Below are 21,672 nucleotides of genomic sequence, written 5' to 3'. Positions count from 1 at the left end.
AAACTAACTTAGATGAGGAAATTGCTACTAAAGATAGAATATATATAAGGTGGCATTCAAATTGGAGGGAAAAAAATGCGAAAACCGAATGGATTGAATTTAGGTGATACAGTGATGATTATTGCTCCATCAAGCCCGCCGAATATTGACAATGTGATGAAGATGAAGTCAAAAATAGAAAAAGCAGGCCTGCATGTTTTGATTGGTAAAGGAGTGACAGAAAAGCGTGGCTATCTAGCAGGAAGTGATGAAAACAAAGTATCGGACTTACATGTTGCCTTTTCTAACCCTGAAGTAAAAGCAGTACTTTGCGCAACCGGAGGATATGGAAGCGGCAGATTGCTACAAGACATAGATTTTGAACTCATTAAAAACAACCCTAAAATCTTTTGGGGATACAGTGACATTACAGCCCTTCATATTGCTTTTCAACAAAAAGCTAATTTAGTGACTTTCCACGGACCTATGATACAAGAATGCGGCGCAGATCAAGTTCCACCAGAGACAATCGCTTCTTTCAAGCAATTATTAGAACCTCTTTGTTTCAACTTCACAGCTTCTGAAAAAAATACATACCCTGCTTTTTCACATTCTGTCACTGCCCCGATGACTGGAGGCAATCTAACGGTATTAACAAGCACGATCGGTACACCGTATGAGGTGGACACACAAGGAAAGATTTTATTTATTGAAGACATACAAGAAGAACCTTACCGAATTGATCGCATGATTAATCAATTGCGTTTGGCAAAGAAGTTTGATGATTGTGTTGGAGTTATCTTTGGAGACTTTAATGATTGTGGACCGCAAAAACGCCAAGCATCCCTGACAATACCGGAAATAGTGTATGATCATATTGTCCCGTTTGGATTGCCAATTCTTAGCGGATTCCCGATTGGTCACTGTTCTCCAAATTATGGAGTACCATTTGGAGTCCCTGTTACAATGAACGGAGCAGACCAAACTTTATCATTTGATCCTGGAATACACAAATAGAGATGGTATGTAACAATATTTACTAATCAATTATTGTCCTATTCTTATAGAACTGATTTCTAGATCAAGAGCTGCTGATAGAAAGAAATTTTCAAAATCAATAATCTTCTAAATAAAAAACCGTCACTTAGTGGCGGTTTTAAACTGTTCGTTATACATTAAATCGATATCCCGCTCCCCAAACTGTCTCTAAGAATTTTGGGTTTGCAGGGTCTCTTTCTATTTTTTCACGTAATCTACTAATATGAACCGTCACAGTTGAAACGTCTGCTGCTGACTCGAGTCCCCAAACCTTTTCATAAAGCTGTTCTTTACTTAATACTTGATTAGGGTTCATCACAAAAAACACCATCAAATCAAATTCCTTTGTCGTAAATGGTACTTCTTTTTCGTTAATAAAAATTTTACGAGCTGAGCGGTCAATTGATATACCATGAACAAAAATTATTTTTGAAACATTATTATTTCCTGCAAGTCGATCATATCGTGATAAATGCGCTTTTACTCTTGCAACTAATTCACTTGGACTAAACGGCTTTGATATATAATCGTCCGCTCCTAAACCAAGCCCTCTAATTTTATCAATATCCTCTTTCTTAGCAGAGACAAATAGTATAGGAATATTTTTTACTGCACGTAGTTCTTTGCAAATTTCAAAACCATTTTTTCCTGGAAGCATAATATCCAAGATGATTAAATCATAATTTCCGTTTAGAGCATGCTGGAGACCTTCATCTCCATTATGCTGAATATCTACACGAAAATCATTTATTTCTAAATAATCTCTTTGCAATTCTGCAATACTTACATCATCTTCAATTAGTAATATGTCTTTCACTTTTTCTCACCTTTCTTTAAGGAGAAGAATATACTTGTCCCTTTACCAAACTCACTTGAAGCCCAGATTTTCCCTCCATGCTCTTCAATAATCTGTTTTGCGATTGCAAGTCCTAAACCGCTACCGCCAGTTTGAGAATTTCTTGATTGTTCTGCACGGTAAAAACGTTCAAAAATAAATGGTAATGCATCCGAATCGATTCCTTGGCCATTATCTGTAACTTTTACAATCACTTCATTCAATTCTTCCTCAAGTAAAATTGAAATTTTCTTTTCTTCTTTGTTCATATATTTCACACAATTACTGATTAAGTTTGACAATACTCTTTTTAATTTCTCTCGGTCTGCTGTCACATTAATTGATTTATTCAAAAGAATGAATTCTATATTGATACCTTGATGAAATAAATCCAAATAAATTTCATCTACGTAGTTTCCTACATATTTATTAATCTCGACAGTTTCAAAATGAAACGGTTCTTTTTTTAGATCCAGTTTAGAAAATAAGAATAATTCATCAATCAATGAATCCATATCCTTCGCTTTCGAATAGACAGTCGATAAATACTTATCCATTTTCTCAGGTGTATTTGCAACACCATCCTTAATCCCTTCCACATATCCAATAATTGAAGTTATCGGTGTTTTTAAATCATGTGAAATATTCGACAAAAGCTCCTTACGATTTTCCTCATATTGAATTTGGAGATTGATTGACTCTTTTAATTTTATCCTCATTTCCTCAAACGCCTTATTTAATTCACCAATTTCATCAGTAGAATTCGTAACAATTTCAAAATTCAAATCACCAATTTTAATTTTTTCCGCACCTTTTTTAAGTTTAGAGATTGGTTTAATGATGCTTCGGGAAACTAAATAATTTAACATACCTATAATGATGATAAATAATAAAAGCAATAACCCTATTAATATTGGAAACAAATTTCGTATAACCTCTGTATATGAACTTGCCTTCTTTAAGACGAAAATGCTCCCTTGACTTTGATCTGGGAAATAAAAATCAAATTTGACATAAGTAAAAAATACATCATTTATTTTTATCGTATCGCGAGTATTAATATTCGTCTCCTCAAACCCAGGCAGAGCTTGTACCAACCTTTTTTCATCAAGCGATTGTGAAGCATACTCAATATTTTTTCCTTTTCGAACAACAATACCTATATTTTTATGCTCAATCCTCTTAATCTCTTGCTTATTTAATAATTGATTTGGATTATGCTTAGCAAGAAGCTTCAAATCAAGAAACACACTTTCTTCAACTGTAGTCAAAGGTTTTTGAACATAAGTCTTTTTATAAAGTCCTTCTACTGACTTTACATCCCCTGTTATCGCAAAAATAATTAAAAAACCTGCTGCCAATAATAATGTGAACGAAAAAAGGATCACCCCAACATATGACAACAGAAACCTCATTTTAATTGACATTTCTTTCACTCACTCACTTGGTATTAAAATTTTATAGCGATCATTGTTTATTCTTAGCATAACATTTAGCTTCGTAAACTCCTCAATTTAGAATAAATGATCAATTTCTTTAGAAATTAAGTGAACTATATCATATAAATCTTAAAAAAGTGTAACATTTTTATGAAATAAGTCTAAACAAATCCTTTAAGTAAAGTTTAGTTAAATCGAAAAGAGATTACCTTATTTAAAATAGCCCTTTTCTAACCTTGGACAGAAAAAGTCATCAAACCTTCAAATTATTAGGATTATTAATATGTAATAATAGATTGAAAGGACGTGAAATATGAAAAATTTAAAAGAACGAATTGAATCAAATCATTTGAGGATTTACAGGAGTTTGCATGTTAGGAATGGGATATCAGATGAGGATATCACATACTTATCCTTTTTAGAAAAAGGGTACGAAGGTGAAAAGAAATTTGATGCATGGACGTCGGAATTGTCAGATAATTGGCTTTTTTTAAATGATTTATCATTCGAATGTAACAAATCAGAATTCCAAATTGATTCGATTGGAATAACTGGAGAATCGATCTATTTATTTGAAATAAAGAATTACACTGGAGATTATTTTATGGAAGAAGATAGATGGTATACAAACCCAAAGTCCGAAATAAAAAACCCCTACGACCAACTTAAAAGAACCGAATCCATGTTTCAAAAATTACTATCTGACCACAAGATTCATTTCAAAATTAAACCATATCTAGTTTTTGTTAACCCCGAATTCTTTTTATATCATGCCCCTATGAATCTACCTATTATTTTCCCATCACAATTAAACCGCTTCATAAACCAATTAAACATGCAACATTTCAACTTAAATGCGAACCATTTTAGATTGGCCGAATTATTATTATCACTACATAAAACGGAGTCGAAGTACACGCACTATCCGGATTATTATTATGATCGGCTGGTGAAGGGGATTATTTGTGCTAACTGTAGTACGTTTATCACGGTGATAAAAAAAAGGAAACTAATTTGTCAAACCTGTAGCCATGTGGAAGATTTGCAACTAGGCATTTTAAGAAGTGTTGAAGAACTTAAATTGCTCTTTCCTGATCGAAAAATTACCACTAATGAGGTTTATGAGTGGTGTAAAATTTACAAAGCAAAAAAAGGTATTTGGAAAATCCTTCATGATAATTTAAAAATAAATGGTCATGGGAGATTTAGCTATTTTGATTAAATGATTTAATGAAATACATTATGGATATGTGAATTTCATTTTCTCACTATTGTATCTACTCATGGACTAACCATGAGTAGGTTTTTTTTGTTTATTTACTCATACCTCCTTTATAAGTTAAGATTTCTCGGTTTCTTCTCACCTTTTTAACTCATGACCCCTTCATGAGTTAAGAATTCTCTTTTTCTGCACTCTTTTTTAACTCATACCCCCTTCATGAGTTAAGAATCATCGTTTTCTTATCACTTTTTTAACTCATACCCCCTTCATGAGTTAAGAATTCTCTTTTTCTTCCATCTTTTTTAACTCATGACCCCTTCATGAGTTAAAATTTCTCTTATTCTTATCACTTTTTTAACCCATGACCCCTTCATGAGTTAAGAATCATCGGTTTCTTATCACTTTTTTAACTCATTGCCCCTTCATGAGATAAGAACTCTCTTATTCTAGCTTCTTTTTTAACTCATAACCCCCTCATGAATTAAGAATCCTCTTACTCCAGCTTCTTTTTTAACTCATAACCCCCTCATGAGTTAAGAACCCTCGTTTTTCCCCTACTGCTTAACTCCTCCATAGTTAAAACTCTCTTATTCTACTCTTTTTCTTAAGTCACCCACTCACCCTCAAAATCCACTCCCCCCCTAAAACAACACAAAAAAACCACCAGCATAAAGCCGACGGCCAATTCAAATCATCTAAACAAAATTCACCCTAATGGTTTAATATAATCGTCAATCGTTTTCCCTTTGTATTTTGTAACGGGTTTGATAATTTCTGTTGAATCAGGGTTTACAATTAGATAGTTTCTTTTTACATAATCAAGATCTTTGTAGTCTACAATGCCATCGAAATTGATGTCTGCACTTCGTTTGTTTGTTCCTAAGTATGTTTCAATATAAATCACATCCATCAGGTCAATTACATTATCTTGATTTACATCTCCAGCTCTCATTGTAGCATAGTAGAAATATTTTAATTTTCCGGCATCCATTAAATCATATGAATCTACTAATTCGTCAACTTTTATATGTCTTACGAAATGTCCAGGTATTTTGATATAGATTTCATATGATTGATCAATTAATGGAAGATTTGGTACTGAGAATCTAGCCGCGCTGTTGATGGTTGCATCATAACGTTTTCCGTCTTTGCCTCCGATGAGATACACTTCTGCACCGACTTTTGAATAATCTTTATTTGTATCTAACCAAATTGAATTGCTAGGAACAAAACCGTCTGGTAGGAAGCCGCCTTCAAGAATTGAATATGATGGAATAATGTTAACGCCTTGTCCAAATTTATTGTTAATTGTCATTTGTGGTTGACCTAATATATTAGCTTTTGCCGTTTGGAAGCCTAATTGTTGAACCCATTTTGTGTATACGCTTGGTTTATCTTTTACTTTTAACGTAATGGTAACTACTGGCATATTCGAGTTGATTCCAGCTGCAGGTGTAGATCCATCTAAGGTTGTAGTTAATTTAAGCCAATTGTTTGACGTATCAGTTTTTTGATCTTGAGCTGTTAGATTAGCAGTTAGCCCCATAGACTTTGCAGCATTTACGTAATCGCTACTTAATTCAGTTCCTTGGTATTCAAATACATCTTTAGGATAAGTAAGTGTAAATTCTCCACCCATTAAGTTTTTAATGTTATGTTCACTTAATGTTACCTTTACAGTATCACCGTATTTTGCGTCAAACTTGTCAGTTACTAACTTAATGTAAGGTTGTCCTTTTTTAACCAATGTGTATGTTTGGTTTGGATGATTTTGTATACCGTTTGTAGCTATATCTTGTCCAAGTAGAGTCATAGTTGAGAAATTTTTCTCTGCTTGAATTGTTCTTGTGTATTGAAAGTTCCCTTTACTATCAACAACTAATGGTACATTACCAATAGGATTTTGAGCACCAGTTACTTTTACTGTATTTTGTGATTGGTCAATGTTACCACCGTTTTTGTTAACTTGATCAATGCTTGCATCTGAAATATTTCCACTAATTTTTAGACCACTATCATCAACTTCGTAAACTCCACCAGGTATATTCATTTTCATTGTTGGTAGTGTATTATCAATAATAATTTGCTCCGACTTTTTGAATACGATTCCTTTTTCGTTGATTCCTACAATTTCTATTTCATATCTTCCTGGTGATGCAAGTGCTCTCGTAATATGAACAGGTTGCTTTGCATTTCCTGTAAACGGGAAGTAAAGTCCATTAAATCCGCCATCTAAACCATATGTCATACCTTCATTAAATCCACCATCAAATGCATCGATCAGTCCTAATTCTTCACCAGTATCTGCATTCTTTAATACTACGTCTACTGTTTCCATACGACTGTTTAAATTAAATGCAATTCCAGTAGAGCCAGAGATTGGAAATGGTAAATCTCTTCTTGTATTAAAGGCTTTTGTTGTAAGTAAAACTTCATTAATTCCTTGCTTCATTTTATTTAATCCAAAAGGAATTTGGTATACTTCACTGCTATCTTCTTTATTTGTAAAAGTAATATACCCTTCATAAATTCCTAATTCAGCTGTTTGTGGAACAGTAAGAATAGGTTTAATTTTTGAAATATCATTCGCTTTTGCTTTTACTTTGGTTGGCAAATCTAGTGAGATTCCGTTCTTTGTTGCATCCTTATCATAACTATCAATATTATTAAATTGAACGTTTACATCAAATACTTTATCTTTGTTTGAATGATTTGTAATTTCAATCGTCTTTTTATCTGTATAATCTTCGTCCGTTGAAATAATCGCTCCATAGCTTAAATCACCAGCGTTTTCTTGGATCATCATTTTTTTACCATTTTCATCAAGCGTTGGAGCCTTATCTTTCACATCAATTTGAATTGAGGAATGTACTGCCTCATCTGCATCAATTCTTCCTGATCCTTCTTCAAATACACTATATGATCCATTTAAAGGATCTGCCGTATTCATTAAAGCAAGCTTAACTTGTTCAGGAGTATAGTCAGGATGTGCTTGTAATATTAAAGCAGCAGATCCTGTAACATGTGGTGCAGCCATTGAGGTTCCATCAAAACGTGCATATGCATGTTCATAGTCATCTTTATGTGCTACTCCATTATAATAAGCAGGGATTGAAGAAAATACTGCCACACCCGGTGCGGTCACTTCAGGTTTTATATCATAGTATCTTCTCGCTGGTCCTCTTGAACTAAAGTCAGCCAATTTATCCCCTTCAGTATCATAAGATCCAAAATCATTCATTGTTAGATTTACTTCACCTTTTGATAACATACTAACAAGTTTTGTACCTTGATCATTTGGAATACTAAAAGTTGGGATAAAGTCAAAATTATTTCCGAAGTAATAAGGAATATAAGTTTCACCATTAATATTATTGAACATGATCACAGCCTTTGCACCTTTTGCTTTTGCATTTTGAATTTTTACATTTAACGTTAAATCGCCACGCTCCATTAAAACAATCTTGTCCTTCACATTTTTACCAGTATAATCTGCAACTTGACCCTTACCAACAAAAACAACAGGAAGGCTAGTCCCTTTCAAAGTATTTAAATTAGAATAATCTGTACCCATCAATCTCATATTATCTAATTTAGTTGTTTCAGTTGTTGAAGTTGCGACTGCATTACTAGTTTGGACTGTTATTGGAGAACTGTTTGCGCCAACTGTAATACCAAGTGCTGATGAAGCAGGGCTACCAATCGTATATTGATTAGGTCCAGCATTTCCTGCAGCAAGTACACAAACTGTTCCAGCTAAAGTTGCATTATTGATTGCAACGGCTAAAGGATCCAGCGGGTTGGCAACAGGGGCACCTAATGAAAGATTAATGACATCCATCTTATCTTCTACAGCTTTTTCGATTCCGGCCAGAATTGTATCTGTTGATCCACTACCATATGGTCCAAGAACTTTATAACCATAAAGTTCAACTTCTGGAGCTACACCAGTAATAGCGTAATCTGATTTATTTTTACCCGTTCCAGCGATAATTCCAGATACGTGAGTACCATGGGCTGTATACCAAGGTTCACCTGAAGTTGGATTTAATTCAGGTTGGCCTGATTTTTTCCAGTCATCATATGTAGATTCCATCGGGTCTGAATCGTTGTTTACAAAATCATAACCACCCTTATAAACATCTTTTAGGTCAGGGTGAGTATAATCGATACCTGTATCAATGACCCCTATTTTAATACCTTTTCCAGTAATTCCTTCTTTGTGAAGCTTCTCCGCACCAATTTGTTCGATATTATTTAATTTTATCGATGAATTATTAGTTGGTTCACCATTTTGTTCTACAAATGGTTCAACTGTAACATTCTTATCTTCATAAACTGCATTTACCGTATCTAATGTTAATAGCTCTTTTACTTCATTAGCTGGTAACGTCATTGCAACACCATTAAAAATATTTTTGTATTCTCTATTAACACCAATATTTTTTAATTTTTTATTATCTTTTAACTGTTGTTTGAATTTTAAATGTGATTCCTCTACTTTATCCCTTGATTCATTAATAGAAGCTTTAAGTCCGCTATTTTGATTGATTTTAAAATCAATTTCCGATGGAGCTTGTTTAAACTGAACAATTACTTTTAAAGGAGTATCCGCATTTAAATCTACATCAGGTGAGATTTTTAGACCTTCTGAATTATTATTCTCTTGCATGCTGTGAATCATTTCCCGATCAGAGTTTGAAATATTCTTAATGTAACTATCAATATCTTTTATGCTAGTGTTTGAACTTGTTCCGTTTGACACAGCGAATATTTTGTGTCCAGGAATACTAGCGGAAAATAAACTTGAGGTAATTACCCCAGCAGTCATTACTTTGACAATTTTTATATTACTACTCTTCTTCATCAGCTTTCCCCTTTTTCTTATAATTCTGAAAAATCTTACAATTATTATTATAATCTGACAAATTCCTTAAGTGTATTGGGGGAATTTCAGGAAAAAATAATCTTCATTTTTCAACAAAAATTACAATTGTTACCAACTGTTTTTGTTATAACTAAAAGTAAATCTCCCAAATTAAACATATTTCAAAAGTCGAAAATTAACCTTTTATACTAATCTATTTAGCAACTAGTTTAAGTTTTCAACTAAGTTTTAATCATTTTCAATTTGACATTTTTATGAAAACAAAAAGCTTAAATAATATCAAAAAAAGATGATTTTTGTTGGTTTTTGCAAGTTTTTTTCTAGTTAAAAAATGTCTGATTTTAGAGATTCAATTCAAAATTTAAGATTTTTGATAAAAATTAATTTACTATTTTTAGAATTTCGTTGGATTCTGCCAATCATTTATCTCCGAAGTCGTCAGAGTATTTAAATTAATAGACAACAAGATTTAATAAAAATAAAAAAGCCACCAGAAATAAATCTGGTGGTAAAAAATTTCAAACATTAGTTAAGGTCCAACACTTTTAAAATATCGTCCAATTTTAGTCCTTTATATTTTGTTACTGTTTTTTTGAATCGTAATGTCTGTGTTTAGTAATAAATAGTTATCCTTTACATACTCAAATATCATTTGAATCAACTTTACCATCATAATTAATATCAACAGTAATGATCAATAATTTTACTTGAGGTCTTTAACTGAATCTAATTAGTTCGTTTCTTCCACTAATTCAGTTACATCATTATTAATTGCTTTTTCAATTTTTATCTCTTCCTTAATTGCTTTTTCTTCTTCAATTGTATCTGCTTCCTCTAACATTTCTTCAAAATTATCAGATGGTCTTATATATGATTCACTGTTTTTATCATATTCAAATTTTGATTGATAAACTGCAATAAATTCGTAAAAATCAAAGCCTGTATTAAAATAAGTCTCGCTTGTTAAAAATGCAACAAACTCATCACCTTTTACTGATGGTCTATGTCCGTCTGGAATGATGAAAAAGATTTCATCTAAATCCTCTTTTGTTAAATTTGGAAATTTATTTTCCATTCCGCTTTGTTTCTCAGAAATATAGCCACCTTACTCTAATATGGTTATTTTTTTTCCTACTAATGAAGAATCTCCTTTTAATACATTATTAATTTTTAACGATAATTTTGTTAATGGATTACCAATACCAGAATCTTTATCCATGTATACATAATTCTCAGTTGACAAAACAACTCCTTCAACAGCCAATTCCGAATCTTTCATTAGCTGGTTAACATCATTGTACGTTACAGCAAAAGTTAGGTCAGAATTTACAATTTTTACATTGTCCGTAAAATTATGATCATTCTCAGTGGAAGTATCCGCCTTAATGTCCTTTGCTGCTGCAGTAAGAGGTTCATTATCCTTACTTTGACTTTGATCAACCTTAATATTACCTGCTGTTAAAAAGTAAAACGGTATCAAAATTACTAACAATGATTTTATTTTGTTAAACATTATTTTTCTCCTTTTTTTAAAGATAATTGTTAGAATGAAAATGAATTCTACTAAATATTACTAAAAATTATTATTTTTTGGATTGAAGTAATGTGTCAAAAATACGAAATTTAGTCTACATCTCCTTCATTGATTTATAGAACTATTTGCATATTTTAATCTTGTTTACTTTTGATATACGAAACATATTAAGAGAAAAATGCATCTGGATTCTTACTGGGATATCAAAAATTCCTAAACGATCTGGAAGAATGAAGAAAGTTGGGTTTAAGTCGGTTGGCTTATTTAATAGTTTTTTTGTAAAATCGACAAAAAAAGAGACCAAACAAATTGGTCTCCAAAATTACTTAAGTAATCTTTTTAAAATTTTCCCAGTACTATTTTTAGGCAGTTCTTTTATAAAACAAATCTGCTTAGGTACTTTGTAATATACTAATGATTTTCTACAAAAATCAATTATCTCAGCTTCTGATACCGAATCATTTGACACGACTAAATAAGCGCATACACTTTCACCAATTAGCTGATCAGGTTTTCCGACTACCGCTGCTTCGATGATACAAGGATGTTCATATAGACGTTCTTCGATTTCTCTAGGGTAAACATTATATCCATTCGTAATAATGACATCTTTTTTTCGGTCCAATAAGAATAGATAGCCGTCCTCATCTTTTTTACCAAGATCACCTGTTTTAAACCATCCGTTAATAAATGCTTTTTCAGTTGCTTCTATATTATTTAAATAACCGCTCATTACATTTGGACCGGTGGCAACAACTTCTCCAACTTCACCGGTTGGAACTTCTTCACCATTTTCATTAAATATTTTTGTCTGAACACTTGGTAAATCAAGTCCTACGGAACCAGGTTTACAAATTCCACGATACGGATTGAATGTTAGTACTGGTGCAGTTTCAGAAAGCCCATAGCCTTCTACTATTAATAGATTGTATTTTTCTTGAATAGATTGTAATAACTCGATTGGTATCGATGCCCCACCAGATATACAAGCTCTCAAACTATTAAAGTCATTTGAAGTAGCCGTTTTTAATTGATGTAAATAATTATAAATCGTTGGTACTGCAGCAATTAAGGTAGCTTTTTCTTTTTTTATTACTTCAACTAATTCAGTTGGATTAAATTTTGGAATAATGATTGTTGATGCGCCATTTAATAAAATCATATTGACACACAAAGTTAAGCAAAATGAATGAAACATAGGAAGGACGGCAACCATTTGATCATTTTCTCTTAATTCAATTAACTTAGAAAAATCATTAGCATTTTCAATTAAGTTAACGTGTGACAACATTGCGCCTTTTGGATTTCCGGTTGTTCCTGACGTATATAAAATAACAGCCGTATCGTCTTGTTGAATTTCAATTTCTTCAATGTTATTTCTTATTTTCTGAAGGGGTTGTATTTCATCTATTAATAAAATATTTAATAATGAAGTACAATCAATTATAAGATTTTTTAGTTTTTCTTTCTGTTCGCTAGTAGCGATCACTAGTTTAGTCGAAGAATCGTTTAATATATATTTAATTTCACTTTCCGTAAAGGCTGGATTTAATGGAATAACAATCGCACCTAGCTTTAATATCGCTAAATACGTTTGAATAAACTCAGGAGAATTTCCTAGTAATATTGCAATTTTATCTCCCTTTTCAATCTTATTCTCAATTAAAATTTGAGCTAGATTTTCACAAGTTGAAATGAGATCTTCGTAATTCGTTTTATTTCCATTGTAGCTATAAGCTGAGTTTTTGCTTTTATTGTTCGCTACTTCTTTAATTAGCCCATATATATTCATTCTTTATCAATCCTCAGTTAATTTGGTGTAATTATTCTTATAAAATACAAAAGGTAGAAAGAAAACTTTCTAACCTTTCGTAAATTTTTTCATTTAATTGAAATGAAAGTACCGACTTTAGTCCCGATTTCACTATTAGTCTATCAAACAAATTAATCTTAATGATATAATTTTAATACTACATCATAATATCATAATTTGCGAGAAGGTGATAATGAATGGCACAACCTATTATCAATAGTAAAACGAAAAAGTCGTTAACAAGAGTTGGAGTTGTAATCGCATTAATTGGAACTAAATTAAAGCTAATTTTACCACTATTAAAAGCTGCAAAATTTTTATCATTTTTAAGCATGATTTTGTATCTATTTGTTTATGGATTTACATTTGGATGGTATTTTGCATTCGCCCTTCTTTATTTATTAATTTGTCACGAGGGTGGGCATTTAATTGCTGCAAAACAAAAGGGGCTTCCAACTTCACCAGCATTTTTTATTCCATTTGTTGGAGCTGTCATCTCACTAAAAGAGATGCCAAAAGATGCTGTTACAGAATCTTACGTAGCATTCGGTGGGCCGTTTTTAGGGTTAATTTCAGTACTTCCAGCAATTCCACTATATCATTACACACATAATGAGTTTTTTGGTTTAGTCATTGCCTTAGGCTGTCTATTAAATTTATTTAACTTAATTCCGATTTCTCCTTTAGATGGTGGCAGAATATTAAGCGTATTACCTCCAATCTTTTGGTTTATCGGTATTATGATGATGTTAGTGTATATATTTTATCAGCCTAATTTTATCGCTTTTTACATTATCATTTTAGGTATTAGTACCTTTATCAAAAGAATTAGAGAAGCTTATCAGTTAAAGGTCATAAAAGAAAAAATAAAATTATATGAACATACGATTAAACAGTTTCAATTTCGCATTTTAAATGATTACACTGATCGTACATATACAAAACGATTCTTTATCCCATTTTTTGAGGATCAAAAGAAACTAGAGTTAGAAATTCATAAAGAACGTTTGGAAATTAATTACATCGTTCGTACAGTTCGAGCACGTTTATTTGAACAAGACTTAGACGTTCGAAGCTATATCGAAGAAAAAATACAAGAAATTAGACAAAGAAAAATTGCGCCTTTATTGAAGCAACAAGAAACATTAGAAACTTACTATGTTTCTAGCAATCGTAAAAAATGGCAAATTTTCATTGCTTATATCGTTTTAGCAGGCAGTTTAGCTTTACTTGGATTTTGGAGTTTCGGACTAATTGAGCATGTTTTAGGAAAATAGAAGAAGAACCTATTTTGAATTTTTCAAGATAGGTTCTTCTTTTTCTATAGGAAAATGTTTTCTTTCTTATAAACTTTTTGTGACATAACTTTGAAGAAAATACCAGAGTTCCAGAGGAAGTGTTTAATTTAGTTACGTTTATGTTAAAAAAATTCCCTATGTAATTGCTTAAAAATATTTATAGCATTAAAAAAGTTTTCATTATAAGTTCCCTCATCTTCTAAACTCCAGCATGTTGATAATACCGCATGTGAATAGCCCCAAAGTAGCAATCTTTCTTTATTTAGATTCAATTCGTTTACAAGTAGATCAATACGTTTTTCTAGAGTTGTTGAAATACCTTTCCCTTCTAAGTTGTTCAATAAAAACTGGATGAGGTCATATTCTCTTTCACCAATTAAACCTTTTGGGTCGATTACTTTCCATGAATCTTCTCCAGCATTTAATAGATTGTAGTGGTGTAAGTCTCCGTGAAGTAAGTATTGCGTTGATTGAGAACTATTCATTTCTTTAAAAGTCGAAAATGCGTCTAATAGTAATTCTTTTGAAATAGGACCTAAGCCATTAGGGAATTTCTCAACAATTCGGCTAAAGCTTTTTTCTCTGTTGAAGATCGTAGGTAGTTTACTAGATGTAGATGGTTTTTTCCAAAGATTTTTCATAACCTTAACTGCTATTTGCATTTCTAATTCTTCATTTTCGATCGAAGCAAGTGTATTGCCAGGCAGTAGTCTTTCTAAAATTAAGATTCCTTCTTTAAGATCGTAATCAATGACTTTTACAAAATCAGCGTCTTTTAATTCATATAACGCTTCGATTTCATCGTTAAATTCTTCATTTGGGACCGCTAACTTGATTACTGCATTTTTATTCCCTTCGATGATAATAGGAGCGACAAAATTATAAGATAATGCAAAGGGAGATAAAATTTTCATATTCCATCGATTTTCACATTTATGACATAAGTCTTCGAAATTCTCTAACCATATTTCCCCTTTTTCCTTATGAATATCTTTAATCGTTTTGATAAACTGCTCTGGTAACGTTATCAACTAATCACTCTTTTCTAAAAATTATAGTTTTTAATAATTATAGTTGTGTGAACAGAGTACAATTTGGATCTAGAAAAGCAAAAAAAGTTGAGTCCTCTTCTCTTTTCTAGTTTTACTTGAGGGACCTCAACTTTTATTATATAAAAAATAACATTAAATAAGTTGTTCTTTTAGTTTGTGCTCTTCAATTAAACGATTATTTTGATACTCACCTTTAACATATTGAATAATTTCTTCTTTAATATTTGGAAATAAAACAATATTTTCTAATTCATTAATTGGAATCCACAATACATCTGTTTGATTTGGATCTGGGTTAATTGGTAAAGTTGGAACTGAACCTTCTTTAATATGACAGCGGAACATTAAACTTAATCCGTGAACTCTATGCCCAGTCATATGCGGAGCATTTTCAGATACAAATACTAAATCTCCAACTTCTACTTCTACGCCTGCTTCTTCAAAAGCCTCTCTTTTTACTGCTTCTATAATTGTCTCACCAGGTTCAGTACCACCGGCAGGTAAATTGTAATGAATCCCGTCCTCATCCGTAAATTGAATTAATAAAACTGAATCATTTTCAACGATTAATGCACAAGCTCTTACTCGAATATGGTACATAAGCCTTCCTCCAATCATAGTGATTATTCCATTATGTTGAAATTTAATTAAACTTTCAATCTATTTTTGCGAATCACTTAAATAGACCTACGCGATAAAGAGGCATCATGGAATAAGTCCATTGATGCCTCCTAGTTATTACTTACTTCTTATTATTTAACATGGCTATTTAGAAAATAGGAAGAAAGTACTTGCTTCATAATTTGAATTGCTTCATCTATTTCTTCGTAAGATAAATTAATTGGTGGTAATAACCTTAAAACATTAGCTCCCGCTGTACCCACGATTAAACCATTCTTTAAAAATTGTTCCACAAGTTGATCAACTGGCCCAGTTAACTCAATACCGACCATTAGGCCTTTACCGCGTATTTCTAAAATTTGTGGAAACTCCTTTTTTATGTCGGTTAATTTATCAAATAAATAGCTTCCTTTTTCTTTTACTTCATTTAAAAACACACCATCGTTTATAATGTTGATTGTTTCAAAAGCTGCCGCCATTGCTAAATAATTTCCGCCAAATGTGGAACCATGAGCACCTGCTGAGAATGTACTCGCTAATTTATTTTTACCAAGCATTGCCCCTACAGGAAAACCATTCCCTAACCCTTTTGCTAGCGTAATAATATCTGGATTTAATGGAGTTTGTTCATAGGCAAACATTGTTCCTGTTCGGCCCACTCCGGTTTGTACTTCATCAACAATGAGTAATAATTCATGTTTTTTACAAAGAGCTTGAACCCCTTCAAAAAAATCATTATTACCAACGATTACACCACCTTCGCCTTGAATTACCTCCAAAATGATTGCTCCAGTATTTTCATTAATTTCATTTTGTAAAGCATTTAAATCATTGTATGGTACATATGTAAAACCATTTAACATTTCACCGTATCCTTCATGAATTTTTGGCTGACCTGTTGCAGCCATTGATCCAAATGTACGACCATGAAAGCTTTGTTTAAAACTAATGATATGAGATTTACTAGTATGTTTTTTTGCTAATTTTATTGCTGCTTCGTTTGCTTCTGTCCCGCTATTACAAAAGAAAGCTAATCCGTCTTTGAAGCTTTTTACTAAAAGTTCTGCAAGTTCCTCTTGTTTTTTTATTGTGAATAAGTTCGAAATATGCCAAATCGAATCAACTTGTTCTTTTAATGCATTTGACACTTTCGAATGACAGTGACCTAAATTACAAACAGCAATTCCACTTAAAAAATCTAAGTACTTGTTATTTTCGTCATCAAACAGATAAGTACCTTTTCCATTAAGAAAATTTATTGGTTTTTTATTATAAGTAGGAAATAATTTACTCACTTAACACAACTCCTTTTGTAAAAACTGTACCGTTAATCATTCCATATTCATTTAAGAAATTTTCACCAACAATAGCAACTGAATTTACATCATTTAATGCATTTATAGCACTCGTAACTTTCGGAATCATACCCCCATAAATTGTTTTATCCTCAATTAACTTTTCAACTTCACTTGCCGTAATTTGCTCAATCAATTTATTTTCTTGATCTAATACTCCTTTTGTATTTGTGATAAAACAAAGTACTTCCGCATTCATTGCTTTAGCGATGCTTTTTGCTGCTTCGTCTGCATTAATATTGTATTTTTGACCAATTTTATCGACGCCAACAGGTGAAATAACTGGTATATAATCATTAGTAAGTAATAAATCTAGCAGATTCGTATTAACACTTTCGATTTCTCCAACCCAACCTAGTTTTCCTTTCTTAAATAATGAGGCTTCTAATAATAGATTGTCACATCCGGAGAGACCAATTGATTTAAGATTAAATTGATTGCAAATAATTGTTAAATCCTTATTTATTTTGCCATTCAGAACATACTCTACGATTTCTAAAACTTCTGTTGAAGTCTTGCGAATCCCGTTTACCATTTCAACTGGGATTGAAAACTTTAATAATAAATTATTGATGAGTGGTCCACCACCGTGAACTAAAATAACCTTTTTTCCACTCATTTTTAATTGATTTATATTTTCAAAGAATGTATTCGATAAGTTATGGATTAAACTACCACCAAGTTTTATGACTACAGTTTCCATTGATCATCCTCCCCTTTATGAGCGATAGCTTGCGTTAATTTTCACATAATCATAAGTTAAGTCGCATCCCCATGCTGTACCAACCGCATCTCCACTGTGTAAATGAACATCAATATATACAATTTCATTTTTTAAAGCTGCTTTTGCTTCTTCTTCATCAAATTCAACTGGTTTGCTACCAAATAATACAGTTACACCATTAATCGAAATGTCAATTTGATTAAATTCTCCTTCAATCCCACTATATCCAATAGCACCGATTATTCTTCCCCAGTTAGCATCTTCGCCATAAACCGCAGTTTTCACTAAATTTGATCCGACAATCGTTTTAGCGATTTTATTAGCGTCTTTTTTATTTGTTGCTCCGTTTACATTTACTTCGATTAGCTTAGTTGCCCCTTCACCATCTCTTGCAATCTTTTTAGCTAAATCCTCACAAACTAGTTGAAATGCTATTGCAAAATTTGCCCAATCTGGATGACTTTTAGTTAATTCTTCATGCTCCACTGCCCCATTTGCCATTACTAAAACCATATCATTTGTTGAAGTATCCCCATCAACTGTAATTTGATTAAATGTTTTATCGGTCACTTCTTTTAGTAAATCCTGTAATTGCACTGAATTAATCGTAGCGTCAGTTGTTACAAAACCAAGCATTGTTGCCATATTCGGGTGAATCATACCAGAGCCCTTAGCAGCTCCCGCAATCGTAACAACCTTTCCGTCAATCATAACTTCATAACAAGTAGTTTTAATGACCGTATCTGTTGTTAAAATGGCATGACCGAAATCTTCACCATCTCCTAACGTGCTACCAAGCGTTAATTGATCAATGCCACTTTTTAATCGATCCATTTTTAAATATTCACCAATTACTCCAGTCGATGCGATTGCGACTAAGTGCTCTGGTAAATTAAGATGCTCTGCACACCAAGCTCTCATTAAATAGGCATCGTCCTCTCCTTTTTTACCTGTACACGCATTTGCACAACCACTATTTACTAAAACAGCTTGAAGCTTATTACTATTTGTAATGCTTTTTTTCGTAACACTTATTGGTGCAGCTGGAAATAAATTCAATGTATATACTGCAGCAACTGATGCTGGTTTCTCTGAATAAATTAAACCTAAATCTTTACGTTTATAACGTAAGCCTGCGTGAACTCCGCTCGCATAAAAACCGTTTGGTGAAGTAATTGTTCCATTAATTTTTTTTATATTTTTTTCTTTAGTAATCAATTTTTATCTCTCCTCAAGGAAATAGTGGTGTAAATTGTAAGCCGGTTTCATCTGGCAAATCTAGCATAATATTCATATTTTGAATCGCTTGACCTGCCGCACCTTTTACTAAGTTATCAATGACTGAAACGGTTGTAATTCGATTTGTACGCTCATCATAAGTCGCATAAATATCGCAAAAATTTGAACCATAAACATCTTTTGTACAAGGTATCCCGTCTCTTACTCTTACAAAATAGGAATCTTCATAGTTTTGGTTATATAAATCTTTTAATTCTTCGTTACTAATTTCACGAGTTGATTCAACATAAATTGTAGACAATATGCCTCTTGTCATTGGAACAAGGTGTGGTGTAAACGAAATAAAATTTTGTGTTGAATCGAGCGTTCCAATAAATTGTTCGATTTCAGGTATATGTTGATGCTCAGTTATTTTATAAGCAGTTAAATTCTCGTTTCGATTCATAAATTGAGTAATTTGATTAGCATTTTTACCAGCTCCAGAAATACCCGATTTAGCATCTACTATGATTGTATTTTTTTTTACAATTCCAGCTTTTAATAATGGTGCAACTCCTAAAAGTGTTGCCGTTGGATAACATCCAGGGTTTGCTATGTTCGTTGATTTTTTTATTGCTTCTCGATTTAGTTCAGATAGACCGTATGTAAATTCATTTGTTTTTGGAAAACAAGGATGTGTATGTTTATACCATTTTTTGTATTGTTCTTCTTTCTTTAATCGAAAATCCCCTGAAAGGTCAATTAATTTCGTTTTCGAATAATCGAGATCTCCTATTAATTCACTACTTACTCCATGGGGTGTTGCAAAAAATAAAATATCATTTTCTGAAACAGATCTATTTTTATCCCACTTTTTTATTGGCCCACTAGTATTCGTAGCCAAATGTGGATAATACGCAGACAAATCATCAGTATAATCTGATGTTGAATAAAAATTCATACCACTAATTTCCGGATGCATTGATAGCAGCCTAATTAGTTCAAGACCACCATAACCGGTTGCTCCCATAATACCGACTTTCATTTTAATATCCCCTTTAACAAAATTATATTACTCATTATAAATATGAATAATTATAAAATCAATTGTATTTTTATAAATATTTGAAAATAAAAAAAGATTAACCATTTTCCATGATTAATCTTTGATTATTTTGTTATTGTATTCTTCCGATATAAAAACAGTACAACTAGATACTTTGTTTATAAATAAAACTCAAATACTTTTGCTATTTTTTCTTTTACTCGATCTTTAAAAGGTAATTTCTTTATATAACTAGGCGTAATTTCAAATGCCTCGTTAAATACATCAGCTAATTCTGGCTCAACTTGTTTTATAAATTTTTGATCATATATATAACAATTCAATTCATCTGTTAAATGAAATGAGCGTGAGTCAAAATTCGTTGTCCCAATCATTAGTACCCGATCATCTATTTTCAGTACTTTCCCATGAAAAATACCTTTTTTAAATCCATATACTTTAATATTGTTTTTCCAAGCCTGTTTTATATATGGTATGGCTGCTTGTTCTACTAATAGCGCATCAGACTTATGTGAATATAATATTTTCACATCAATGCCACTGTTAGCAGCATCTATTAAAGTATTCCATATTACTTTATTATTCGGGATAAAGTATGGAGAGTAGATTGTAATGGAATGCTTTGCTTGTTTAAATAATTTGCTATACTCTTGTTCGATTCCTATTTTAGTATAAGAAACAAATTGATGTTGGCTTTTCCCAATTTTTTTACTAATTACCATCGGAGTAATTTTTTGATCGGAATTTTTTCTCCAATCATGTACAAATTGTTTTTCTAATCCTTCCACACCGCTTCCTTCTAATCTAAGTTGAACATCTTTCCACGGCTTTAATTCTTTTTTTTCATCAATATATTTTTTTCCAATATTGAATCCACCAATATAGCCAATTTCACCATCAATAATCGTCATTCGTCGATGATTTCTATGATTTATTGAAGCAAAAAAGTAAGATAATTGAGGTTTATTAAAATACGTAAAATGTACTCCATGATCAATTAAAGATTTTCGTTCTTTTCGTTCTAATAATATTCCACCAAGTCGATCTACTGCATAATAAACTGGTATTCCTTCATCACTTTTCTTTTTTAAAACATCTAAAAATTCATGAGATATTTGGTCATTAGAAACTGAAAAAAAGTAGATATGTACTTCTTTTTTGGCATTACTTATATCTTTAAATAACTGTTCGTCAAGCTTTTTCCCATTCGTATAAATCGATAAATCACTTTTCCCGATTGGATACGTAATCGGTTTATAAGCAAAAATATTTCTTTTTTGAGCATGTTCCATTTCAATCTCATTTAAAGCAAATAATATAACCAATAATGAAAAGATCAGTACTAAAGCTTTAAATATGAATTTTATTATTTTTTTCATAGTTTCCTCTTACGAATTTGGCATAAGAGTATTTTTTGAAAAAAATGCCTTAAATATCCATATTTATTTTTATTGTGGATAAACTTTTATTAAACTCATACACTTCATAAGTTCAATCAGGGTATTTTTAATTAGTTAATTGAATGTAACCAATTCTGCACTTATTGCTACAAAATGTGACAACTAACAGACAGAGTTTTAATTTTAATAA

The 21,672-nt window shown here is 31.8% G+C and carries 16 protein-coding genes; 3 read left to right on the top strand and 13 right to left on the bottom strand.

The window, feature by feature from the left end:
* Window positions 1-75 precede the first annotated feature (75 nt).
* Complete coding sequence (locus CN601_RS05660) at window positions 76-996, top strand: S66 peptidase family protein (protein ID WP_098170409.1); 921 nt, start codon at window positions 76-78, stop codon at window positions 994-996.
* A 151-nt stretch (window positions 997-1,147) separates the two neighbouring features.
* Here CN601_RS05660 and CN601_RS05655 read toward each other — a convergent pair whose 3' ends face one another.
* On the bottom strand, window positions 1,148-1,834 hold the full coding sequence (locus tag CN601_RS05655) for a response regulator transcription factor (protein ID WP_098170408.1): 687 nt from the start codon (window positions 1,832-1,834) through the stop codon (window positions 1,148-1,150).
* Complete coding sequence (locus tag CN601_RS05650; protein WP_098170407.1) at window positions 1,831-3,279, bottom strand: sensor histidine kinase; 1,449 nt, start codon at window positions 3,277-3,279, stop codon at window positions 1,831-1,833. The genes CN601_RS05655 and CN601_RS05650 overlap by 4 nt, the downstream gene beginning before the upstream one ends.
* A 325-nt stretch (window positions 3,280-3,604) precedes the next feature.
* Here CN601_RS05650 and CN601_RS05645 point away from each other — a divergent pair, with 325 nt between their 5' ends.
* Entirely contained in the window at window positions 3,605-4,513 is a 909-nt protein-coding gene (locus CN601_RS05645) for a nuclease-related domain-containing protein (protein ID WP_098170406.1), read from the top strand.
* 706 nt (window positions 4,514-5,219) lie between these two features.
* On the opposite strand, the gene CN601_RS05640 is transcribed toward CN601_RS05645, so the two are convergent.
* The 4 genes from CN601_RS05640 to CN601_RS05620 all read right to left on the bottom strand — a co-directional run bounded on the left by CN601_RS05640 (window position 5,220) and on the right by CN601_RS05620 (window position 12,727).
* Window positions 5,220-9,380, bottom strand: coding sequence for a S8 family serine peptidase (locus tag CN601_RS05640; protein WP_098170405.1), 4,161 nt, complete (start codon window positions 9,378-9,380; stop codon window positions 5,220-5,222).
* A gap of 751 nt (window positions 9,381-10,131) precedes the next feature.
* A complete protein-coding gene (locus CN601_RS05635) occupies window positions 10,132-10,476 on the bottom strand; it encodes a hypothetical protein (protein WP_098170404.1) in 345 nt (114 codons plus the stop codon).
* A 30-nt stretch (window positions 10,477-10,506) separates the two neighbouring features.
* A complete protein-coding gene (locus CN601_RS05630) occupies window positions 10,507-10,914 on the bottom strand; it encodes a hypothetical protein (RefSeq protein WP_098170403.1) in 408 nt (135 codons plus the stop codon).
* A 343-nt stretch (window positions 10,915-11,257) separates the two neighbouring features.
* A complete protein-coding gene (locus CN601_RS05620) occupies window positions 11,258-12,727 on the bottom strand; it encodes a long-chain-fatty-acid--CoA ligase (protein WP_098170401.1) in 1,470 nt (489 codons plus the stop codon).
* Between the two features lie 218 nt (window positions 12,728-12,945).
* Between CN601_RS05620 and CN601_RS05615 the strand changes: the two genes are divergently transcribed.
* Window positions 12,946-14,025 (top strand): site-2 protease family protein, encoded by a 1,080-nt coding sequence (locus tag CN601_RS05615; RefSeq protein WP_098170400.1) that lies wholly within the window; start codon window positions 12,946-12,948, stop codon window positions 14,023-14,025.
* Window positions 14,026-14,168: 143 nt separating this feature from the next.
* On the opposite strand, the gene CN601_RS05610 is transcribed toward CN601_RS05615, so the two are convergent.
* The 7 genes from CN601_RS05610 to CN601_RS05580 form a co-directional block, all read right to left on the bottom strand.
* Complete coding sequence (locus CN601_RS05610) at window positions 14,169-15,077, bottom strand: aminoglycoside phosphotransferase family protein (RefSeq protein WP_098170399.1); 909 nt, start codon at window positions 15,075-15,077, stop codon at window positions 14,169-14,171.
* Window positions 15,078-15,230: 153 nt separating this feature from the next.
* Window positions 15,231-15,698, bottom strand: a complete 468-nt coding sequence (locus CN601_RS05605; RefSeq protein ID WP_098170398.1) for an NUDIX domain-containing protein — start codon at window positions 15,696-15,698, stop codon at window positions 15,231-15,233.
* Window positions 15,699-15,850: 152 nt separating this feature from the next.
* Complete coding sequence (locus CN601_RS05600) at window positions 15,851-17,014, bottom strand: acetylornithine transaminase (RefSeq protein WP_098170397.1); 1,164 nt, start codon at window positions 17,012-17,014, stop codon at window positions 15,851-15,853.
* Window positions 17,007-17,777: an acetylglutamate kinase gene (gene argB, locus CN601_RS05595; RefSeq protein WP_098170396.1), complete on the bottom strand. Its 771-nt coding sequence runs from the start codon at window positions 17,775-17,777 to the stop codon at window positions 17,007-17,009. Before argB ends, CN601_RS05600 begins: the two co-directional genes overlap by 8 nt.
* 15 nt (window positions 17,778-17,792) lie before the next feature.
* On the bottom strand, window positions 17,793-19,016 hold the full coding sequence (gene argJ, locus CN601_RS05590; RefSeq protein ID WP_098170395.1) for a bifunctional ornithine acetyltransferase/N-acetylglutamate synthase: 1,224 nt from the start codon (window positions 19,014-19,016) through the stop codon (window positions 17,793-17,795).
* Window positions 19,017-19,029: 13 nt separating this feature from the next.
* On the bottom strand, window positions 19,030-20,061 hold the full coding sequence (gene argC / locus CN601_RS05585) for an N-acetyl-gamma-glutamyl-phosphate reductase (RefSeq protein WP_098170394.1): 1,032 nt from the start codon (window positions 20,059-20,061) through the stop codon (window positions 19,030-19,032).
* A 179-nt stretch (window positions 20,062-20,240) separates the two neighbouring features.
* Window positions 20,241-21,461, bottom strand: coding sequence for a phospholipase D-like domain-containing protein (locus CN601_RS05580; protein WP_098170393.1), 1,221 nt, complete (start codon window positions 21,459-21,461; stop codon window positions 20,241-20,243).
* Between the last annotated feature and the right edge of the window lie 211 nt (window positions 21,462-21,672).

The sequence above is a fragment of the Bacillus sp. AFS017336 genome, assembly GCF_002555445.1.
Taxonomy (GTDB): Bacteria; Bacillota; Bacilli; order Bacillales; family Bacillaceae_G; genus Gottfriedia.
Note: the sequence above shows the minus strand (reverse complement) of the source record. Positions and strands in the feature narration are given on the sequence as shown.